Here is a 15,836-nt window from a genome sequence, read left to right as displayed (position 1 = left end):
GTAACGTAATAGATCGCATCTACAATTTGAAGATACTGAGAAGCTTCGGTATATCTACGCGACGAAGGATATTCGGTGCCATTACACTAAATTCATTAGGTGTCAGTAGGTGTCAGGTCACTATGAGCGCAGCTAGCTAGATTGACTACCTAGCCAAATCAAGTAGCCACCAGATGTATGGGTGCCTGCTTCCTTTGATAATTACTCGTCTTCGGCGGGAATAATCCTTGCGGTAATACTTCTTTTAGAGTGGCTATTTCCAAGGATTATATGGCGGCCAAAACTGTGACAAATCCCAACCAGATATGCAATGGGTGTGCTGACTAGAACGAAGGGTGTGCTGACTAGAACCGATATGTAACTTACCTTCTGAAAATCATCATGAGAAAAAAGGCTTTTATGCTCTCTCTCCTTATATTGGGGAGTAGCGCATTTTACGATTTCGTCAATACTTCTAGCGCTCAAGCTGCCTTTACCACCGAAATGAATGGTCGTAAGACCCTCGACGGTAGGGCTCGGGTCAACATGACGTTTGATAGTGATGAAGCAGGTGTTCGAAACCTCGATCACTCTTATTACTTCCTAGCAAAGAACGAGAGACGAAATCTCTTTGGCGATCTAAAGGGACAGGTCTCAGCGAAGATAGAAGCGCTGACTAGTTCGATGCTCACCCTAGATGTGAAGGTTCGCAATCAAACTAAGGACAACTTCAATGCTTCTATCGTTAGCCTTTGGCTAGGAATCGAGCAAGACGTCACTGGCGTAGAGATTACCCGTAAGGGAGATGTCTTCCGTAAGGCCCAGGTTAGAAATAATCTGCCCGGTCCTGGTAGAATCAGCGGCGTCTGTATCAGCGCTGTGGGTTGTAATGGAGGTAATCGGATGAACAAAGGACTACTGGCCCTTTCGGATTCCTTCAAGATCAACATCAAGGGTGATTTTGGCGTTGCTGGGCGAGGATCTGATTTTGGTGAAGTGACCCTTACCGATTCTGGATCGAGATGGAAGGTTCGCGATACTGGAAGCTACGACGTAGCAGGTGTGCCCGAGCCTATCACTATGCTAGGGTCAGGGGCGGCTCTTGCCTTTGGCGCATTGATGAAACGCCGCTTGTCTCAGGCTTCTGAGCAAGATTCATAAATCAGCACAGTCATCTACAGAAGGTCTATGGGGTTGTGCATTGACTTGCGCACTCGCATAGACCTTCTTCCTATCGAGCTTTATTCCCAAGCAGGCAGATGTCTATCAACGCTCTACCCATAAAACGCTTCAAAGACAACTCGATGTGGCTCTTAGCGATCTTCGCCGGGTTAGTTGCTATCAACGTTGGTCTATGCCTCAAAGCGGACGACGGTAGCTTGATTGGCAGCAGCATCTTGTACTGGGCAGCCGTCGCCTCAATGGTTTGGTCGCGCAAAGAAGCTCTCAACTTGCGCAGTGGATTCTATGGCACCCTACTAGGGCTTTTGCTGATGTCTCTAGTTTTAGTCAAGAGCGCATTCATGCAGGGATACGATCCGTTCTTAAGAGTATTGCCCTTTTTATCCATGATGGCACTAGGATTTCTAGCCTCTGGGTTCACTGGCATTAGGCAGTTTTGGAAAGAACTTTCTATTCTTTTGTTTCTGACACCGCCGCCTAGCCTGCTTGAAAGAGTGGTGGATACCTCAGCAGTCACCGCTAAGTTTTCTACGGCGCTGCTTTGGTATGCGGGCTTTCAGGTCGCTCGTGATGGCAAATTTATCTTGGTTCCCAACGGCGGCGTCGAAGTATATTCTGGATGCTCTGGAGTAGACAACATGCTTCATCTTTTCGGATTAGCTATCGTTTTCATTGCCATTTTTCCTACCACCAAAGCGCAAAAATGGATGATTCCCATGGTGTCTTTGGGTATTGCGTTTGCTGTTAACGGTGTCAGAGTTAGCATTATGGCAGCGCTGTCTGAACCTGTAAACAAAGCAATGTTTGACTACTGGCATAAGGGTGATGGTTCGCTGTTATTCTCGATGATTTCAGTTGTCTTACTAGGTGCCTACTGCTTCTTTCTTCCACTGCCAGAGAGTACGGCCAGTGCCAGTTCATCGTCAGTAGCACTAGACAATAAATCGATATCAGATGATTCTTCTAGTGAATCTTGTCATAAGAGGACATCAGGCTAATCTCTCCTATCCAGACAGACAATCATGATCCAGCTTTGGCACAAGAGTAGACAGGTGGTTTTGGTATCCGTTTTTGCTACCGTAACGCTTGTATTAGGTAAGATAACGCTGACTCCTGCCACCGAAAAAGGCACTAAAACAAGTGTTGATCTGCCAGAGGCCGTTCCGGTAGAAGGCTGGCAAGCTAGATCAACAGCAGCACTCAAAGATCAAGATCTCGATAAACCAAGCTATGTAGAGGGTAGAGAGTACCAATACATCAACGGTAGCGCAGTGCTAGATGTTCAAGCCCGCTACTTCTCCGGTACGAACGGAAACGTTCCCGAGTTTATCAAGACATATTTTCCCAGCCTAGCCAAAGATACGATGACGAAAGACATCTGGGAGGTACGCGCTTTTGAGCAGTCAGGCTCTGTGCTGCTCGCATCAGACACAGAAGTTCTGCATCTCAGTAGTTGCATCAATCCCTATGGCGGAAGTACTGTCTCGGCTAGAGCTTACAAACAGAATAGAAACTTCCAAGATATCCGCTATCGGTTAGTCCCGTGGCTGTTGGGCGAGAATCTAAAAGACGAACGGTGCTTATGGACTCATATGTCTGTCATATCAACGGATGCACAGCAGAAGAAAACACCGGAGGAAATGAGCATATTAATAGAGAATGCCTGGTCAAGCTGGTACAAGTGGTGGACAGTTCAAATCCTTGAGATGGAAAAGTAGAGTTCTTCTCCAATCTGCGAACTATTGTTGTAATCGTTCTTATCAAATAGCTATGAAAAATCCCTCTTCCCTGAGCGTCCCACGCACTATCGGCTACAGCCTGCTCCTGATGACCATTATGAACTGGGTAGATATCCTTGTCCCTCCTCAGTTTCTAAATCCTATTTGGGAACTAGAAACAGTTGGGTCTTTGGTAGAAGGGGCACCACTACTACTATTTGCCACATTCCTTATTTTCTATGGAGAGGATGCTTACAGAGGGGTGCTAGAGCAACGCCTAGTACGCTTGCTCTCTCAGGCATGCTTATTGGTTGCTGTGTGCTTCTTTCTACTTATGCCAATAGGTGCAAACAGCACTATTAGAATCAACCGGGAAATTGACCAGCAGGCAGGGGATTCGTTCGGCTTACAAATGGCTCAAATTGATCAGTTAGAAGAACAGGTAGATGAGATATCTACCGAGGAAATTGCGGCTATTCTGGAAAGTCAGGGAATACAGGCAGCAGATAGTGACCCTACAGTTTCATCAAAAGATCGGCTGCTAGAATATCTGGTAGAAACCCGACAGAACGTCATGCAAGAAACATCGGCAGTCAAGCGCGGCAGGAAACGTTCCACGACAAAGAACGCCATCAAGTGGGGAATCGGTGCGATTATTGTATCCTTTACACTTGTCTATCTTTGGAGACTCACTCAGTGGGCTAGAGTACCAGTAATCAAGAAGCTTCGGTAGAATCCGCATCGAACAGAACTCTCTTCCATGATGGAATCTGCCACCTTAGAGCGAACTCAATCGTTATCACTATGCCGTTATTCCATTTACGTCTAAGCTTGACTTTATCCAAATGTATTGAGTAAGAGGAAAGCAGCAAGCACAATAGGGTTGTTAGAACCGACTTGCTGCAAATGGAAATACTAAGTGTGCTGAGCCTGTTTGCTCCTTTATTCTCTCATCGGGTGTGGGACTCAGCCATCGTGCTGCTAGTTGACGCTATTCTAGCGCCGGGCAAACGTACAGTCAGCGCAGTTTTACGAGTAATGGGACTGAGTCAGGCTCGTAACTTTCAGCGCTATCATCGCGTGCTCAACCGAGCGGTCTGGTTGAGCTTGTCTGCTTGAGGAAGCTGACTAGTTTTGCTGAGTCTGCCGATAAGTTTTGCCATGAGTCGTTCTCAAACAAGAGTTGCACGTAGCCGCAGGTTGGCAAGTTATCGATGGTGCGATCGCTAATCTCGTTGACGAAATCTGTCATTGCTGGGTTGTGTCCCACAATCACCACCTCATTCACCGCCTCTTCTAGCGCTTGGCACCATCCTAATAAGTCCTGCGACCTAAAGGTGTATAAGGCATTATCTACCTGCCAGCTGATCTGCCGTTCTGGCAACGCCTGGCTAATTTGTTCTATGGTCGATTGAGCCCGCACCGCCGGACTGCAAAAGATAGGATCAAATGGACAGCCTGCCTTAGCAATTTGCGCTGCCATGACCTCACACGCCTGTAACCCACGTTGATTCAGCGGACGATCAATATCAGCCAGATAGCTATTGTCATGGCTAGATTTGGCATGGCGAATCAGATGTAACTTTTTCACACTCTCTTCCTAGTAAGCAATGCTTTGGTCCGAATTATCTCGCTATCCTTCGGCGCTTAGTCTCTGAGAGGGTAATTGAACCTAAACAGGCGGAACCACGCGACGGTTGACGATAGCTTTGTGGCTTTCCTGTTGGGTAGCCATATCGATAGCGATCGCAGCAATTTGCACCTCTAAACAATTCATCGGCACCAATAGCTCAGTGCTAGTTTGAAGATCACCTAGGATATCGGGTTCTAGATCAGTCAATAGCTGAGGCTCACAGACTAGCGAACGGCTCTGACGATCGATCATCCATAGCTTAATGAACGGCCTGAATACTGAAGAGCGAGTATGCACCGTAATTGCAACACGGTTACCAGCAACAAGATCTCCTCCTGGAACACTGATAATCGGTAGTACCATCTCTGGCAATTCTTCCGCAGTCTCCTCTACATAGGGCGTCGAGCCTTCGTCAGAACCTTCATCGGCTGCAGCCTCAGGCGTATAGTCAGCAGCTGGTGAAGGGTCGATACTTGATTCGGATTCTACTGGTAGGGGGACGTCATCGACCCTAGACGTTCTAGATACCGATCGCTGCTGCTGCGGTGGGGTTGTTGTGCTTTGCAAAGGCTGTTGATGATATGGCAGCTCGGATGGAGAATCTTCTATAGAAGGATCTAGAGAAGCCGTTAATATACCCGGTTCGGCTAGCACGCTTTCTACAGCAGGCCGCTCATCAAAGATAACAACTTCCTTATCAGCTAAGCTATTTGGTTCCCCAATCGTCTGCGAATCTTCTAAGCTCGCGCCAGCAGTATGCACATCTTCTGCGACTCTAGTAGATCGACCAATCTCGTTATGAGCTAGGGCAGACAGTCGGTGCATGAAACGTTCTCTAAGTTTCAAAGACTTGAAGGCAGCCGTAATAGCCTCCCTTGTTTGCGTTGGCTCAGGGATATCGCTTTCAGGGTCAGTAGCAAGCTCCGTTTCGTCTATTAGATCATCAGACAAACCATCAGGCGGTTCTGGCGTATCTGATAGAAAACTGGTAGCCGAGGGTGAAGCAGTGTTCGCCGGAGAAACAACAGGTTCTAAATCGTTGTTCATATCCTCTAATAGAGCTGTGATCTCAGTAGCTTCTAGATCGTTGTCTACAAGGCTAGTACCTATAAACTGGGCTGGCTTAGCTATTATCAGAGGTAGCTCTACTGAGTCTGATGAACCTGACTTATCTGAGTCGGGCTTGTCTAATTCTAAGTGGGGCTTATCTGACAGCTCATCCAGGTCAAGTTCATTTGAGCTTATCTTGTTCAAGCCCTGATCTAAACCTGGCTCAATACCGTCTAGATTGTTAGCTGTAATATCTGGCGATTCTGAGTCAATAGAGCGGCTATCTTGCTGGGAATGCGACTGTTGCGGATCGCTAACGATCAACAGATTCGGGGAAGGAGGAGGCAAATCGATCCAGTCGGTTGGTGTCGTATATGCTAGCTGATCGGTATGAGGTGGGAGGACAACACCTACCGCTGGGGATGATACATTGTGCGGACTTACAAATAGAGGCGAGGCGGCTGGCGGTAGCTGATCTTCTTCTATGCAGGCATCGTCGGTATGGTTAGCATCTTCTAGTTGATGATCTATCGAAGTTCCCTCATCAGAATCGACTAAGTAAGTGCTATCTAGATCTCTATTGACAGTAGCTTCTAAAAGCTGAGTGATTCCAGCTGTAATCGTAAAGGCGGCAGAACAAAGTAGCGTTTCTGAAGTGGCTCTTTCAGATGCATTCCTCTCCTGTGCATCGCTCTCCGGTACATCCGAGTGTAGAGAAACTTCTCCTAAAACGATTTGCGTCGTTAGTTGCCTGGGTAGCTGAAACTCTATTTTAAAATCCGCAGGTAATCGAGCTAAGTTGATCGGTCGATACGCTTCCATAATCATCTGCGTCGTTTCTGGTTCTCGCAATCGTATGCATAGCTGACTTTTATCTTGATCGACAGACAGAGCAGATAGCGATCGCACTCTTCCCATGATGCTTATGGGCTGATCATTTTGAGCTAGAAATGCGCTTTGACATAGGGAGATTTCGTATACCTCCGTCTCTACGATGAGCCCGGTATTGTGCGACTGATTGCGAAGTTGACTCTGAGCATGAATCAAAGGCAAATCTGGATTTACAGTAGTAGCTAAATTGAGTAGTCGTGAGTCGTCGACAGCCTCTGTTTTATCGCTAGCTAGTGTTGACCAATCAGGCCCACTTTCTTCAGGCCCACTTTCTTCGGTAGGTGCAAAGACATTTATCTGTAGACTGCATCGCCAGTCATCTGAACTATCTATATCTGAACTACCTGTAGTATTGCATCCGCCGCAAGCGATTTCCCATTGGCCAGGTTCTAGATACGTGTAGGGGATGACGACGGCTAGGCCCGCCTCGTTAGTGTGATCACTACGGCTGAAAACTTGTTTGCACGGTGGAGTTCCTGTAGATGCTTGCCGACTGATCCGGATGTCGATTGGGGAATTAGTGCGGTGGGTATGAGCAACGATACGATAGCGTCCTTCTAAAAGCTCTATCCGATGGGTTCCCAGCGGTAGCCAAGTTTCGTCGCCTTCCTTCTGAATCAGAAATTCCCAATACTTCATCTTTCTCGCTTTAAAGGAACCTAAGATGCACAAAATAAGTGTATGTACAGCGTAGTCTGCTGAAGTAGACTCAAACTGCTGAAGTAGACTCAAAGAGAAAACTATGCGCAGATTGCGAAGCACTTAGCTCTATCTATCTGGCTCTACCTATCAAGGGTTACAGCTCTTGGCGGTAGTGCAAGCAGGGCGCAGATTGCTAGACAGAAAACCACCTTGAAGTGTAACTCACAAAATAATCGGATAGTAGACGCTTGTAAGCACTAACGTCGTCTAGATAGTTAAGTTTTCCAAAATCAATGTTTGTTGTTACAGCTATCACAAGACAAATCAATCTGTATCGAGTTTGATCACCCCTTTCAAATTGCGACTTCTAGCACATCATTTGGTCGCTACTCTTGATAATCAGTTTGAATAGTCACTTCCAACGTAACTTCATCGACAGACACATAGAGAAGATTTGGTCGACAGCAAACCTGACAGTCTTCAATGTATGACTGACGACTACCCGCACTTAGATCAACGAAAGTAGTGCTAGGTTCACCACAAAAGGCGCAATGGTATCCGGCGGTTGTTTGCATAAAGCATAGGGGCAGGGCTAAACCTGCCCAATATTAGGAATACTGACCTAAGTAATTACAGTGGGCTCATCACGGCCGGTGAGTTCTTGAAGCTTAGAGACTTGATCTGCAATGATAATCAAAGGGTTTAGGGCGACTTGAGGATCGACATGATGTTTAGCATCGTCAGGTTCGTAGCTTTCAAGATAGAGCCGGACGGTTGCCCCTTTTGTGCCAGTCCCAGATAGCCGAAAGACTATACGGGAGCCGTCGGTAAAACCGATGCGAACACCTTGTTTTTGGCTCACACTGCCGTCGATTGGATCGCTATAACTGAAGTCATCGGCATAGTCGACCGTGTAGTCACCCAGGGTAGTGCCGGGAAGGGTAGAAAACTGCGATCGCAATCCTTCTATCAGCTCATTCGCCTTTGCGCTATCAACGCCTTCATAGTCATGGCGAGAATAGAAATTACGTCCGTATGTCTTCCAATGTTCGGTCACAATCTCTTCTACCGACTGCTGCCGCTCTGCTAAGATATTCAGCCAGAACAGCACTGCCCAAAGACCATCTTTTTCCCGAACGTGGTTGGAGCCGGTGCCAAAACTCTCCTCTCCGCAGATCGTAATCTTGTCTGCATCAAGCAAGTTGCCAAAGAACTTCCAGCCAGTTGGCGTTTCATAGCAATCGAGACCGAGCTTTTCGGCCACGCGATCAGCAGCTTGACTCGTTGGCATAGAGCGAGCGACGCCAGAAAGGCCATCTTTGTAACCAGGCACTAGCGTCGCATTGGCTGCGATCAAAGCTAAGCTGTCACTGGGATTAACAAAAAAGTTATTGCCCAATATCATATTGCGATCGCCATCGCCATCCGAGGCCGCTCCAAAGTCAGGGGCATCGTCTGCGAACATCGTTTCTACCAAATCATGCGCATAGACCAGATTTGGATCTGGATGCCCACCGCCAAAGTCCTCTAGCGGTTCGCCATTGGTCACCGTGCCTGCCTTAGCACCGAGTGCCTGCTCAAAAATCTGTTTCGCATAGGGACCTGTTACCGCATGTAGAGAGTCCATACACATGCTGAAGTCCCCCTTCAGCAAGGTACTAATTTTGTCGAAGTCAAATAGCTTTTTCATCAGTTCGACGTAGTCTGATACTGAATCGATTACCTCGACTGACATGCCTTCGATCTTGCTGCTGCCTAAGCTATCGAGATCGATATCTTCGGTATCGGCTATCTTATATTCGCGAATAGATTTACTCTTTTCGAAGATAGTGCTAGTTACCTTCTCAGGTGCGGGGCCACCGTTGGAAACGTTGTATTTGACACCAAAATCACCTTCAGGTCCCCCTGGGTTGTGGCTAGCCGATAGAATAATGCCGCCAATTGCATCGTACTTACGAATCAGGCATGACGCGGCAGGGGTAGAAAGGATGCCACCTTTGCCAACCAAAACTTTGCCTATGCCATTAGCAGCGGCCATCTTTAGAATAGTTTGGATAGCAGGGCGATTATAGTAGCGGCCGTCGCCTCCAACGACGAGCGTTTTACCCTGATAGTCTTCAAGGCTATCAAAGGTAGATTGGATAAAGTTTTCAAGATAATTAGGCTTTTGGAAAGTAGGAACCTGCTTACGTAGGCCAGAGGTGCCTGGCTTTTGGTCGTCGAATGGAGTGGTTGAAACCGTTTTGATAGGCATTTTTTGCAGATCGCCGATTGGCGCGTGTCAAAAACTACAGAGGGCTAGGAAAAAACCGCATCTGTAATTGATGATCTCACATCTGCGGATTGCTAAGAAAATGGTAAGACAAAGCAGTCAGCTCGGCAGTATTGTGGGCAACGCGCTGCCCCCCGGTCACCTTGCACGCTATAGCAGAAGCAACCTTCTTACAACCTTTTTAAGCTAGGACTTCAACGTCATCTCCTACATTTAATGTAGTGCGGTGGTTAGTCTCTAAGACATCTACTTCTACTAAGTTCTGACCAAACCAGATAGCTTTGTCCCAAGCGCGATAGGTAGCTAGTGTTCTAGTCGGTTCTAGGGTGCGATCGCCTGACGCTTGATCCACATTCGGTATTGAACACCGAGCGCAGGGTTTAGCGACTTCAAACACCGCCTCTCCAATACGAATTCTTTTCCAATCATCCTCCGCATGCGGAACAATATCACCACTGATCACCAGGTTTGGCCGAAATCGATTCATCGGTACAGGGGCAAGACTCTGAGCAGCTAGCTTTTGATTAAGTCCGTTTAAGGAAGCTTCCGACAAGAGTAGATAGGGGTAGGCATCGGCAAAGCTGACAACCTTTTCTATGCCAAATTTACCGTGATCGACTGGTCGCTGCGTAGTCTCTGGCATATAAACCAACTGACAAGGCGTAGAAAGAAACTGGCTAAACCAGTTCTGTGCGTCTGGGCCAGCAGCAATGGCCCTGGTGCGATCGCCCCAAACCTCTACTTCAATCTCATCTCCGGCTGTCAAGCGTATAGACATAGACAGCAATGGCATACCTGGCGCGCTGATCTTCATTTGATCGCCTCCGTACGCGACGCTGATCAAGGCCATTTTGGGAAATCGTCGCTGCGTCATAAATCGACCCTCAGCAGAAGCTATCATCCATCGCCGATCGTACTGCAGCCCCTGAGGCGTTAGTGTCGCTTGCTGACACTCAATTCCTGCTGCCGACTTAATAGGATAGATTGTCAGATTACTCAGCCTTAGCGTAGACACAAATGCACTCCTCTGAATGCGCTTAGCAAGTTAGCGAGCACTCTGCTTGATCTGCTCTATCTGATGAGCTCATTGAGCATTCGTTCACCCAAGAACAGAATTGCAAGTGACGATAAGAGTGCTTGCTAATGGCAGATTGCTATATCTAAGGAGCTATGTCAATCTCCCTAGTCAAAAGAGCTAATCGTTGCGCCGGCTTCGATTAGCAGCGAATCTTCTTTCACTGTTAGCTGATCGAACTGTAGCTCCATACCTTCTAACTCAAAGCACTTAAGATCCAGCAGAGATTCTGTTGTATCAATCAAACCTTGAGTCAGAGCTGGCATGTCATTATCAGTCTCTTCATAACTGACATCTTCTAGTGTCACACCATATCCGCCTGCTACTAGCTTGGGTATAGCTGAGAAGGCAATATGATGAGTCTCTGCCTTTTCAAAAATCATCACATCCGCAGCAACAGCAACCCGGCCCGTTTCTGGAATGGTGAAACTAACATTGCTAGCGTCAGTCGTGATTTTCTCACCGGAGGGTAATTCTACTTTTTGACCTCTGAGCTTTTGCTGGACGTAGTCTGCATTGAACGCATTCTGGATGTCTTCTGCTTTTAAGACAACTCTTGCCGTTGCATCGGTTGGATGCTCTAGTGCAATATTGCCAAACGCAGCTTTGATCATATCGATATCAACTGCACCCGTGCGCAAAGTCATCTCTTCTGTACGCAAATCGTTTTGAATCACCATGCCGCGCCCCTTGATGGTGGCTTCGTCAACCTCACCTTGAGCGACTTTGATAGGATCGGTACGAATATCTACGTCTAGTGATTCGACTTGATCTAATTGTGATTTGATTCCTTCTTCAGCGAGCTTACTGATCGCTTGTTCGCCAACATTCGCATCTTGTGAACTCATCTATCGTCCTACTACTCTTCAACAAAATCTCAGTAGAGTGTAGATATTTTTTCACAGTCGTCCCTTCCTCCAGAAGAAGGAGAGTTCACTGCCAGATTTTGACGTCTTGATCTTTGCCACCGCTGATTAGGGTTTGTTCTACAGGATCAAACGCTACAGTCAATACCCAGTTGGAGCTGATATCTAGCGTTTTAGCGAGCTGTTGGGTAGAAAGATCCCAGGTCTTGAGCGTGCGATCAACGCTACCACTGGCAAGCGTTTTCCCGTCTGGGCTAATAGCAAGAGTAACAACACGACTACTATGCTCATTTAAAGTTGCTTTTAGATCACCGCTGTTGAGATCCCATAGTTTGATGGTGGTATCCCAACTACCGCTAGCTAGGGTGTTGCCATCGGGTGTGATAGCGACGGCGCGAGCAGTGCTGCGGTGACCAACAAATTCTTTGATAACGTTCCCAGATGCTCGGTCCCACTGGATGATAGTGCCGTCATCGTTGGCACTGACAAAAGATTTTCCATCAGGGGCGATCGCAATGGACCAAACTGGCATATCTACAGACTGACGATAGAGCGCTTCACCACTCTCCATATCCCAAACGGTAATCGTCCCATTGTAGTCACCGCTAATAAACGTGCGCTCGTCAGGGCTAATAGCCACTGTCCAGACAGGTGACCCCGCTGGCGTCGGCAAACTATATAGCAGTTCACCGGAGCGAGGCTCCCAAATTTTAATGCCATCGCCACTACCGCTGATTAACCTTTTTCCCGATTCGGTAACGGCTACTGTTCTAACGGTGTCGGTATGCCCAATCAGCACACGCTCTAGCTTGTTGACCGGCCCATCCCAAATCTTGATATCCCCTTCAGCGTTCCCACCAGCCACCATTAGGTGCCCGTCTTCACGTACATAAGTGGCCACCGACCATACCTGACTGAGCTCACTAAGAGTTCGTACCAGCGTCAGTGAAGGAACAGAAGAGGCGGACGATAGCTGAGATGACGCAGCAGTTGAGTCAGTCGAGTTCGTGGTCGACGGTTCTTGTGCCTCGGATGACGGTAGTTCTTCAGTGCGCTCGTCGCCTAGAGACGGGTCAGTCGAAGCATTGGTGGATGTGCGATCACTACTGGCCCCGCAGCTGATAAGGCCGCCTGCGGCTAGAATCACAGCAACACCTAGCGCCGAAATCCTACACTTCCATAGGTTCAATTTTTGGGATTGCTTCGATCTTTGGGACTGTGGCTGAAATTTTAGGTTGGTTGTTGGATCAGCCTGCAAATCAGCAGTCTCTTTTGGCGTATCTGAGTCCATTCGGCTCTATCCGCTAGGCGCTAGCTAGTAATCGAGCTTCGCGCAGTGGTTGCATACGATTCATTTTATACAATCACTGTAGCTAAATTGACCGATTGCTCTAGTCTGTTTTGATTTCTATCCTCCCCTAGTCTCTCCTAGCCTTCAAAGCTATAGAAGCAAAGCATACCTTTTGTACACTGGAGTTTCCCTTACCCAGCAATCGAGCGCCGCAAGTTGAAAAACTTCCGTAGAATGTTCTGCAAAAAGGTGTTCTTAGCGTACTTTTGCTTGGTCAGTTGCAAAGCTGTTTTAGGACTAATTTCACTGAGTGTGGGATAGACATGGATGCACTGCAGCGCACTTACCTTGAGGTTGTTCGCCATTGCCAGCACCGTCTCGTGAATGAGTTCACCAGCATGTGGCCCAACAATATGCGCGCCTAAAATCTCACCGTTACCTTTAGTGATGAACTTAGCGAAACCGTAGCCTGCTGATTCTGCCAGCGCCCGGTCTACACCGTCAAAGCCTTGCTTGAGAATATAGATATCGTCACCGTAGCGATCGCGTGCCTGCCGCTCAGTCAATCCGACTCGAGCTAGCTCAGGCTCAGTGAAGGTTGCCCACGGAATTACCCTATAGTCAGCCTTCTTAGTCGGAAAGACCAGCGCATTTTGCATCGCTACGCCCGCTTCATAGCCAGCAACATGGGTGAACTGATAGCCACCGATAATATCGCCTGCCGCGTAAATTCTATGGTTACTAGTCCGTAGCTTGGCATCGACCTTAATGCCTTTCTTGTCATAAGTCACCCCAGCAGCTTCTAGGTTCAATGATTCAACGTTCGGACTGCGACCTGCTGCTACCAGAATCTCATCTACAACAATTGTTTCGCTCCCTGTAAAAATATGCTTCTTGCCATCGACCACCTTGACGCTTTTGGCCCGGGTATTCGTCAAAATCCTTACGCCTTCCGCTTCCATGTGGGACTGCACCACCCTTGCAGCTTCAGGATCTTCTTTTGGCATGATCACATCACGACTCGCTAGCAGCGTCACCTTAGAGCCCAGTCGAGAGAAAGACTGACCTAGTTCGCAGCCAATCGGCCCAGCACCAATGACCGCCAGTGTCTCTGGCCGTTCTTTAACATTAAAGACTTGTTCATTCGTCAGGTAACCCGCTTCCTTTAACCCCTGCACGGGGAGATCGGAGGGGCGAGAACCGGTTGCAACCAGGAAAGACCTCGATTTTAGCCGGCGACCGTTCACCTCAAAGGTTTTCTCATCAACAAACTGACCTTTGCCATAGATGACATCAACGCCTAGCTTTTCGAAGCGCTCAGTAGAGTCATGCGCTTGGATAGTATCGATAACAGCGTGAACATGACCTAGTGCTTCTTGCAGATTGATCTTGGGCTCGTTGGTATAAATCCCAAAGCGAGAAGCGGTTTTGACATTGTAGGCAATTTGCGCGGCATGGATCATCGACTTACTAGGGACGCAACCATAGTGCAAGCAGTCACCCCCTAGTAAGTGCTTTTCAATTAGGGCAACTTTTGCATTAATTTGTGCGCCAGCGCTAGCGGCAACTAGTCCTGCTGAACCACCACCAATTACAACCAAATCGTATTCTACTGACATCGGCTTTTCCTACGCTACACGCTTGCTCTATGCACCTGATTTTCTACCAAGAGCACGGCGCTCGTCTGAATATTTGATGAGATTTGGCAAAAAATAAAGAATTAACTGCCCAGAAAGTGCCTTAAAGCTCTGCGCGATGCTAAATCGGGGCTAAACCGCGACTAGGCGCCGTTCTTCTACGCGCTCTCCGGTCAGGCTGAATGCTCTTGTTTCTGTAATGGCAACAGGTACAATCTGACCTTTGAGCAGGTTGATATCCCCGTTGAAAAACGTCAGCCGATTACCCCGAGTACGCCCCATTACTTGATTAGGGTCTTTGGGGTTGATAGCTTCAACTAAGACGGTTTCAACTCGGTTTTGGTAACGTTGCGATCGCACTTCTGCCTGCTGCGACACCAGATGATTGATCCGCTGCAGCCTATCCTGCTTTACTTCCTCATCTAGCTGATTGGTCCACTCTGCTGCGGGTGTGCCTGGCCTAGGTGAGTATGCCGCCGTATTGACCATATCAAACACAATCTCTTCCATTAAAGAAAGGGTGTCTTGGAACTGCGCTTCTGTTTCACCGGGGAAGGCCACAATCACATCGGCGCTAATCGAAGCATCCGGAACGTAGCGCCGCACCGTCTCAATGATGCGCTGATATTTTTCGCGAGTATAGCCTCGGCCCATCGCCTTCAGCACCTGGTTATTACCCGACTGAAACGGAATATGAAAGTGTTCGCATACTTTCGGTAGCTCAGCGCAGGCCCTCACCAGCCGCTCCGTAAAATAGCGCGGGTGGCTAGTGGCAAAGCGAATTCGCTCAATCCCTGGCACATCATGAACGTAGTGCAGCAAGTCAGTGAGCGTATTCTCCCGCCGACCCTCTGAGGTGATACCAGGCAAGTCACGACCATAGGCATCAATATTCTGACCCAACAGAGTTACTTCAGCGTAGCCCTGGTCTCCTAGAGCTGCCATCTCAGCGCGAATAGCTTCTTTAGTACGCGACTGCTCTAGCCCTCGCACGCCTGGTACTACGCAATAGGTACAGCGCTCGTTGCAACCATAGATCACATTTACCCAAGCACTGACCTCGCTTTCTCGACGCGGCTTAGTGATATCTTCCATGATATGCACCGGATCAGTCGCCACGACTTGACTCCCCTGAGCAGCCTGCGCCAGCAAACTTTCTAGCTGGTTAGCATACTGTGGACCCATGACGACATCTAGTTCTGGAACGCGGCGTAAGAGCTGCTCGCCTTCCTGCTGAGCCACACACCCGGCAACGACAATCGTCAGATTCGGGTCTTTGCGCTTTCGTTTCGCCTGCTTACCTAGGTATGAATATACCTTTTGCTCAGCGCTGTCGCGAATTGTGCAGGTGTTGTAGAGGACCACATCTGCCTGCAAGGGGTCTTCCTCCCAGCGCATACCCATCTTTTCAAGGATACCTGCCATACGTTCGGAGTCGGCCTTGTTCATTTGGCAGCCAAAGGTAGTGACGTGATAGCGGCGAGTTTCGCTCATAAGTTTCGCTCACAACAAGAGAGATGCTGTTTTAGGTGCGTTTTTCAACACTTCATTGTGACACCGAAAAGACAAATTCGGTACCGAAAACAAAGAAGCTAAGCCC

The 15,836-nt window shown here is 48.1% G+C and carries 14 protein-coding genes; 5 read left to right on the top strand and 9 right to left on the bottom strand.

Annotated elements, in window-relative coordinates; translation table 11 throughout:
• Positions 1 to 381 precede the first annotated feature (381 nt).
• The 5 genes from S7335_RS12900 to S7335_RS27310 all read left to right on the top strand — a co-directional run bounded on the left by S7335_RS12900 (position 382) and on the right by S7335_RS27310 (position 3,998).
• Positions 382 to 1,140 carry a PEP-CTERM sorting domain-containing protein gene (locus S7335_RS12900; protein ID WP_083785078.1) on the top strand — a complete coding sequence of 253 codons (759 nt, stop codon included), beginning with the start codon at positions 382 to 384 and terminating at the stop codon, positions 1,138 to 1,140.
• A 98-nt stretch (positions 1,141 to 1,238) separates the two neighbouring features.
• Positions 1,239 to 2,159 (top strand): cyanoexosortase A, encoded by a 921-nt coding sequence (gene crtA / locus S7335_RS12895; protein ID WP_006456903.1) that lies wholly within the window; start codon positions 1,239 to 1,241, stop codon positions 2,157 to 2,159.
• Positions 2,160 to 2,183: 24 nt separating this feature from the next.
• Positions 2,184 to 2,879 carry a cyanoexosortase A system-associated protein gene (locus S7335_RS12890; protein ID WP_038016196.1) on the top strand — a complete coding sequence of 232 codons (696 nt, stop codon included), beginning with the start codon at positions 2,184 to 2,186 and terminating at the stop codon, positions 2,877 to 2,879.
• Positions 2,880 to 2,931: 52 nt separating this feature from the next.
• Entirely contained in the window at positions 2,932 to 3,612 is a 681-nt protein-coding gene (locus S7335_RS12885; RefSeq protein ID WP_038016194.1) for an HpsJ family protein, read from the top strand.
• Positions 3,613 to 3,785: 173 nt separating this feature from the next.
• The gene (locus S7335_RS27310; RefSeq protein ID WP_198011370.1) at positions 3,786 to 3,998 is read left to right on the top strand and encodes a hypothetical protein; all 213 of its coding nucleotides are present in this window, start codon (positions 3,786 to 3,788) and stop codon (positions 3,996 to 3,998) included.
• Here S7335_RS27310 and S7335_RS12880 read toward each other — a convergent pair.
• From S7335_RS12880 to miaB, 9 genes are all read right to left on the bottom strand, one after another.
• The gene (locus S7335_RS12880) at positions 3,964 to 4,470 is read right to left on the bottom strand and encodes a histidine phosphatase family protein (protein WP_006456846.1); all 507 of its coding nucleotides are present in this window, start codon (positions 4,468 to 4,470) and stop codon (positions 3,964 to 3,966) included. The genes S7335_RS27310 and S7335_RS12880 overlap by 35 nt on opposite strands.
• Positions 4,471 to 4,551: 81 nt before the next feature.
• Complete coding sequence (locus S7335_RS12875; protein WP_006455715.1) at positions 4,552 to 7,092, bottom strand: hypothetical protein; 2,541 nt, start codon at positions 7,090 to 7,092, stop codon at positions 4,552 to 4,554.
• A gap of 389 nt (positions 7,093 to 7,481) precedes the next feature.
• A complete protein-coding gene (locus S7335_RS26820; RefSeq protein ID WP_006453923.1) occupies positions 7,482 to 7,670 on the bottom strand; it encodes a CPXCG motif-containing cysteine-rich protein in 189 nt (62 codons plus the stop codon).
• A gap of 47 nt (positions 7,671 to 7,717) precedes the next feature.
• Positions 7,718 to 9,349, bottom strand: coding sequence for an alpha-D-glucose phosphate-specific phosphoglucomutase (locus S7335_RS12870; RefSeq protein WP_006454084.1), 1,632 nt, complete (start codon positions 9,347 to 9,349; stop codon positions 7,718 to 7,720).
• A 199-nt stretch (positions 9,350 to 9,548) separates the two neighbouring features.
• Positions 9,549 to 10,382, bottom strand: coding sequence for an MOSC domain-containing protein (locus S7335_RS12865; RefSeq protein WP_006456300.1), 834 nt, complete (start codon positions 10,380 to 10,382; stop codon positions 9,549 to 9,551).
• Positions 10,383 to 10,549: 167 nt separating this feature from the next.
• Positions 10,550 to 11,290 carry a DUF2993 domain-containing protein gene (locus tag S7335_RS12860; protein WP_006455598.1) on the bottom strand — a complete coding sequence of 247 codons (741 nt, stop codon included), beginning with the start codon at positions 11,288 to 11,290 and terminating at the stop codon, positions 10,550 to 10,552.
• Between the two features lie 85 nt (positions 11,291 to 11,375).
• Complete coding sequence (locus S7335_RS12855; protein ID WP_006455508.1) at positions 11,376 to 12,599, bottom strand: WD40 repeat domain-containing protein; 1,224 nt, start codon at positions 12,597 to 12,599, stop codon at positions 11,376 to 11,378.
• A gap of 191 nt (positions 12,600 to 12,790) precedes the next feature.
• Complete coding sequence (locus S7335_RS12850; protein WP_006457372.1) at positions 12,791 to 14,218, bottom strand: NAD(P)/FAD-dependent oxidoreductase; 1,428 nt, start codon at positions 14,216 to 14,218, stop codon at positions 12,791 to 12,793.
• 150 nt (positions 14,219 to 14,368) lie between these two features.
• A complete protein-coding gene (gene miaB / locus S7335_RS12845; protein ID WP_006457252.1) occupies positions 14,369 to 15,730 on the bottom strand; it encodes a tRNA (N6-isopentenyl adenosine(37)-C2)-methylthiotransferase MiaB in 1,362 nt (453 codons plus the stop codon).
• Between the last annotated feature and the right edge of the window lie 106 nt (positions 15,731 to 15,836).

The organism is Synechococcus sp. PCC 7335 (assembly GCF_000155595.1).
GTDB lineage: Bacteria > Cyanobacteriota > Cyanobacteriia > Phormidesmidales > Phormidesmidaceae > Phormidesmis.
Note: the sequence above shows the minus strand (reverse complement) of the source record. Positions and strands in the feature narration are given on the sequence as shown.

Bases quoted from the DNA above. Each gene is read 5' to 3' on its own strand.
- S7335_RS12860 (WP_006455598.1), bottom strand. From the start codon at position 11,290: ATGAGTTCACAAGATGCGAATGTTGGCGAACAAGCGATCAGTAAGCTC.
- S7335_RS12890 (WP_038016196.1), top strand. From the start codon at position 2,184: ATGATCCAGCTTTGGCACAAGAGTAGACAGGTGGTTTTGGTATCCGTT.
- S7335_RS27310 (WP_198011370.1), top strand. From the start codon at position 3,786: ATGGAAATACTAAGTGTGCTGAGCCTGTTTGCTCCTTTATTCTCTCAT.
- S7335_RS12850 (WP_006457372.1), bottom strand. From the start codon at position 14,218: ATGTCAGTAGAATACGATTTGGTTGTAATTGGTGGTGGTTCAGCAGGA.
- crtA (WP_006456903.1), top strand. From the start codon at position 1,239: ATGTCTATCAACGCTCTACCCATAAAACGCTTCAAAGACAACTCGATG.
- S7335_RS12855 (WP_006455508.1), bottom strand. From the start codon at position 12,599: ATGGACTCAGATACGCCAAAAGAGACTGCTGATTTGCAGGCTGATCCA.
- S7335_RS12870 (WP_006454084.1), bottom strand. From the start codon at position 9,349: ATGCCTATCAAAACGGTTTCAACCACTCCATTCGACGACCAAAAGCCA.
- S7335_RS12885 (WP_038016194.1), top strand. From the start codon at position 2,932: ATGAAAAATCCCTCTTCCCTGAGCGTCCCACGCACTATCGGCTACAGC.
- S7335_RS12875 (WP_006455715.1), bottom strand. From the start codon at position 7,092: ATGAAGTATTGGGAATTTCTGATTCAGAAGGAAGGCGACGAAACTTGG.
- S7335_RS12900 (WP_083785078.1), top strand. From the start codon at position 382: ATGAGAAAAAAGGCTTTTATGCTCTCTCTCCTTATATTGGGGAGTAGC.
- miaB (WP_006457252.1), bottom strand. From the start codon at position 15,730: ATGAGCGAAACTCGCCGCTATCACGTCACTACCTTTGGCTGCCAAATG.
- S7335_RS26820 (WP_006453923.1), bottom strand. From the start codon at position 7,670: ATGCAAACAACCGCCGGATACCATTGCGCCTTTTGTGGTGAACCTAGC.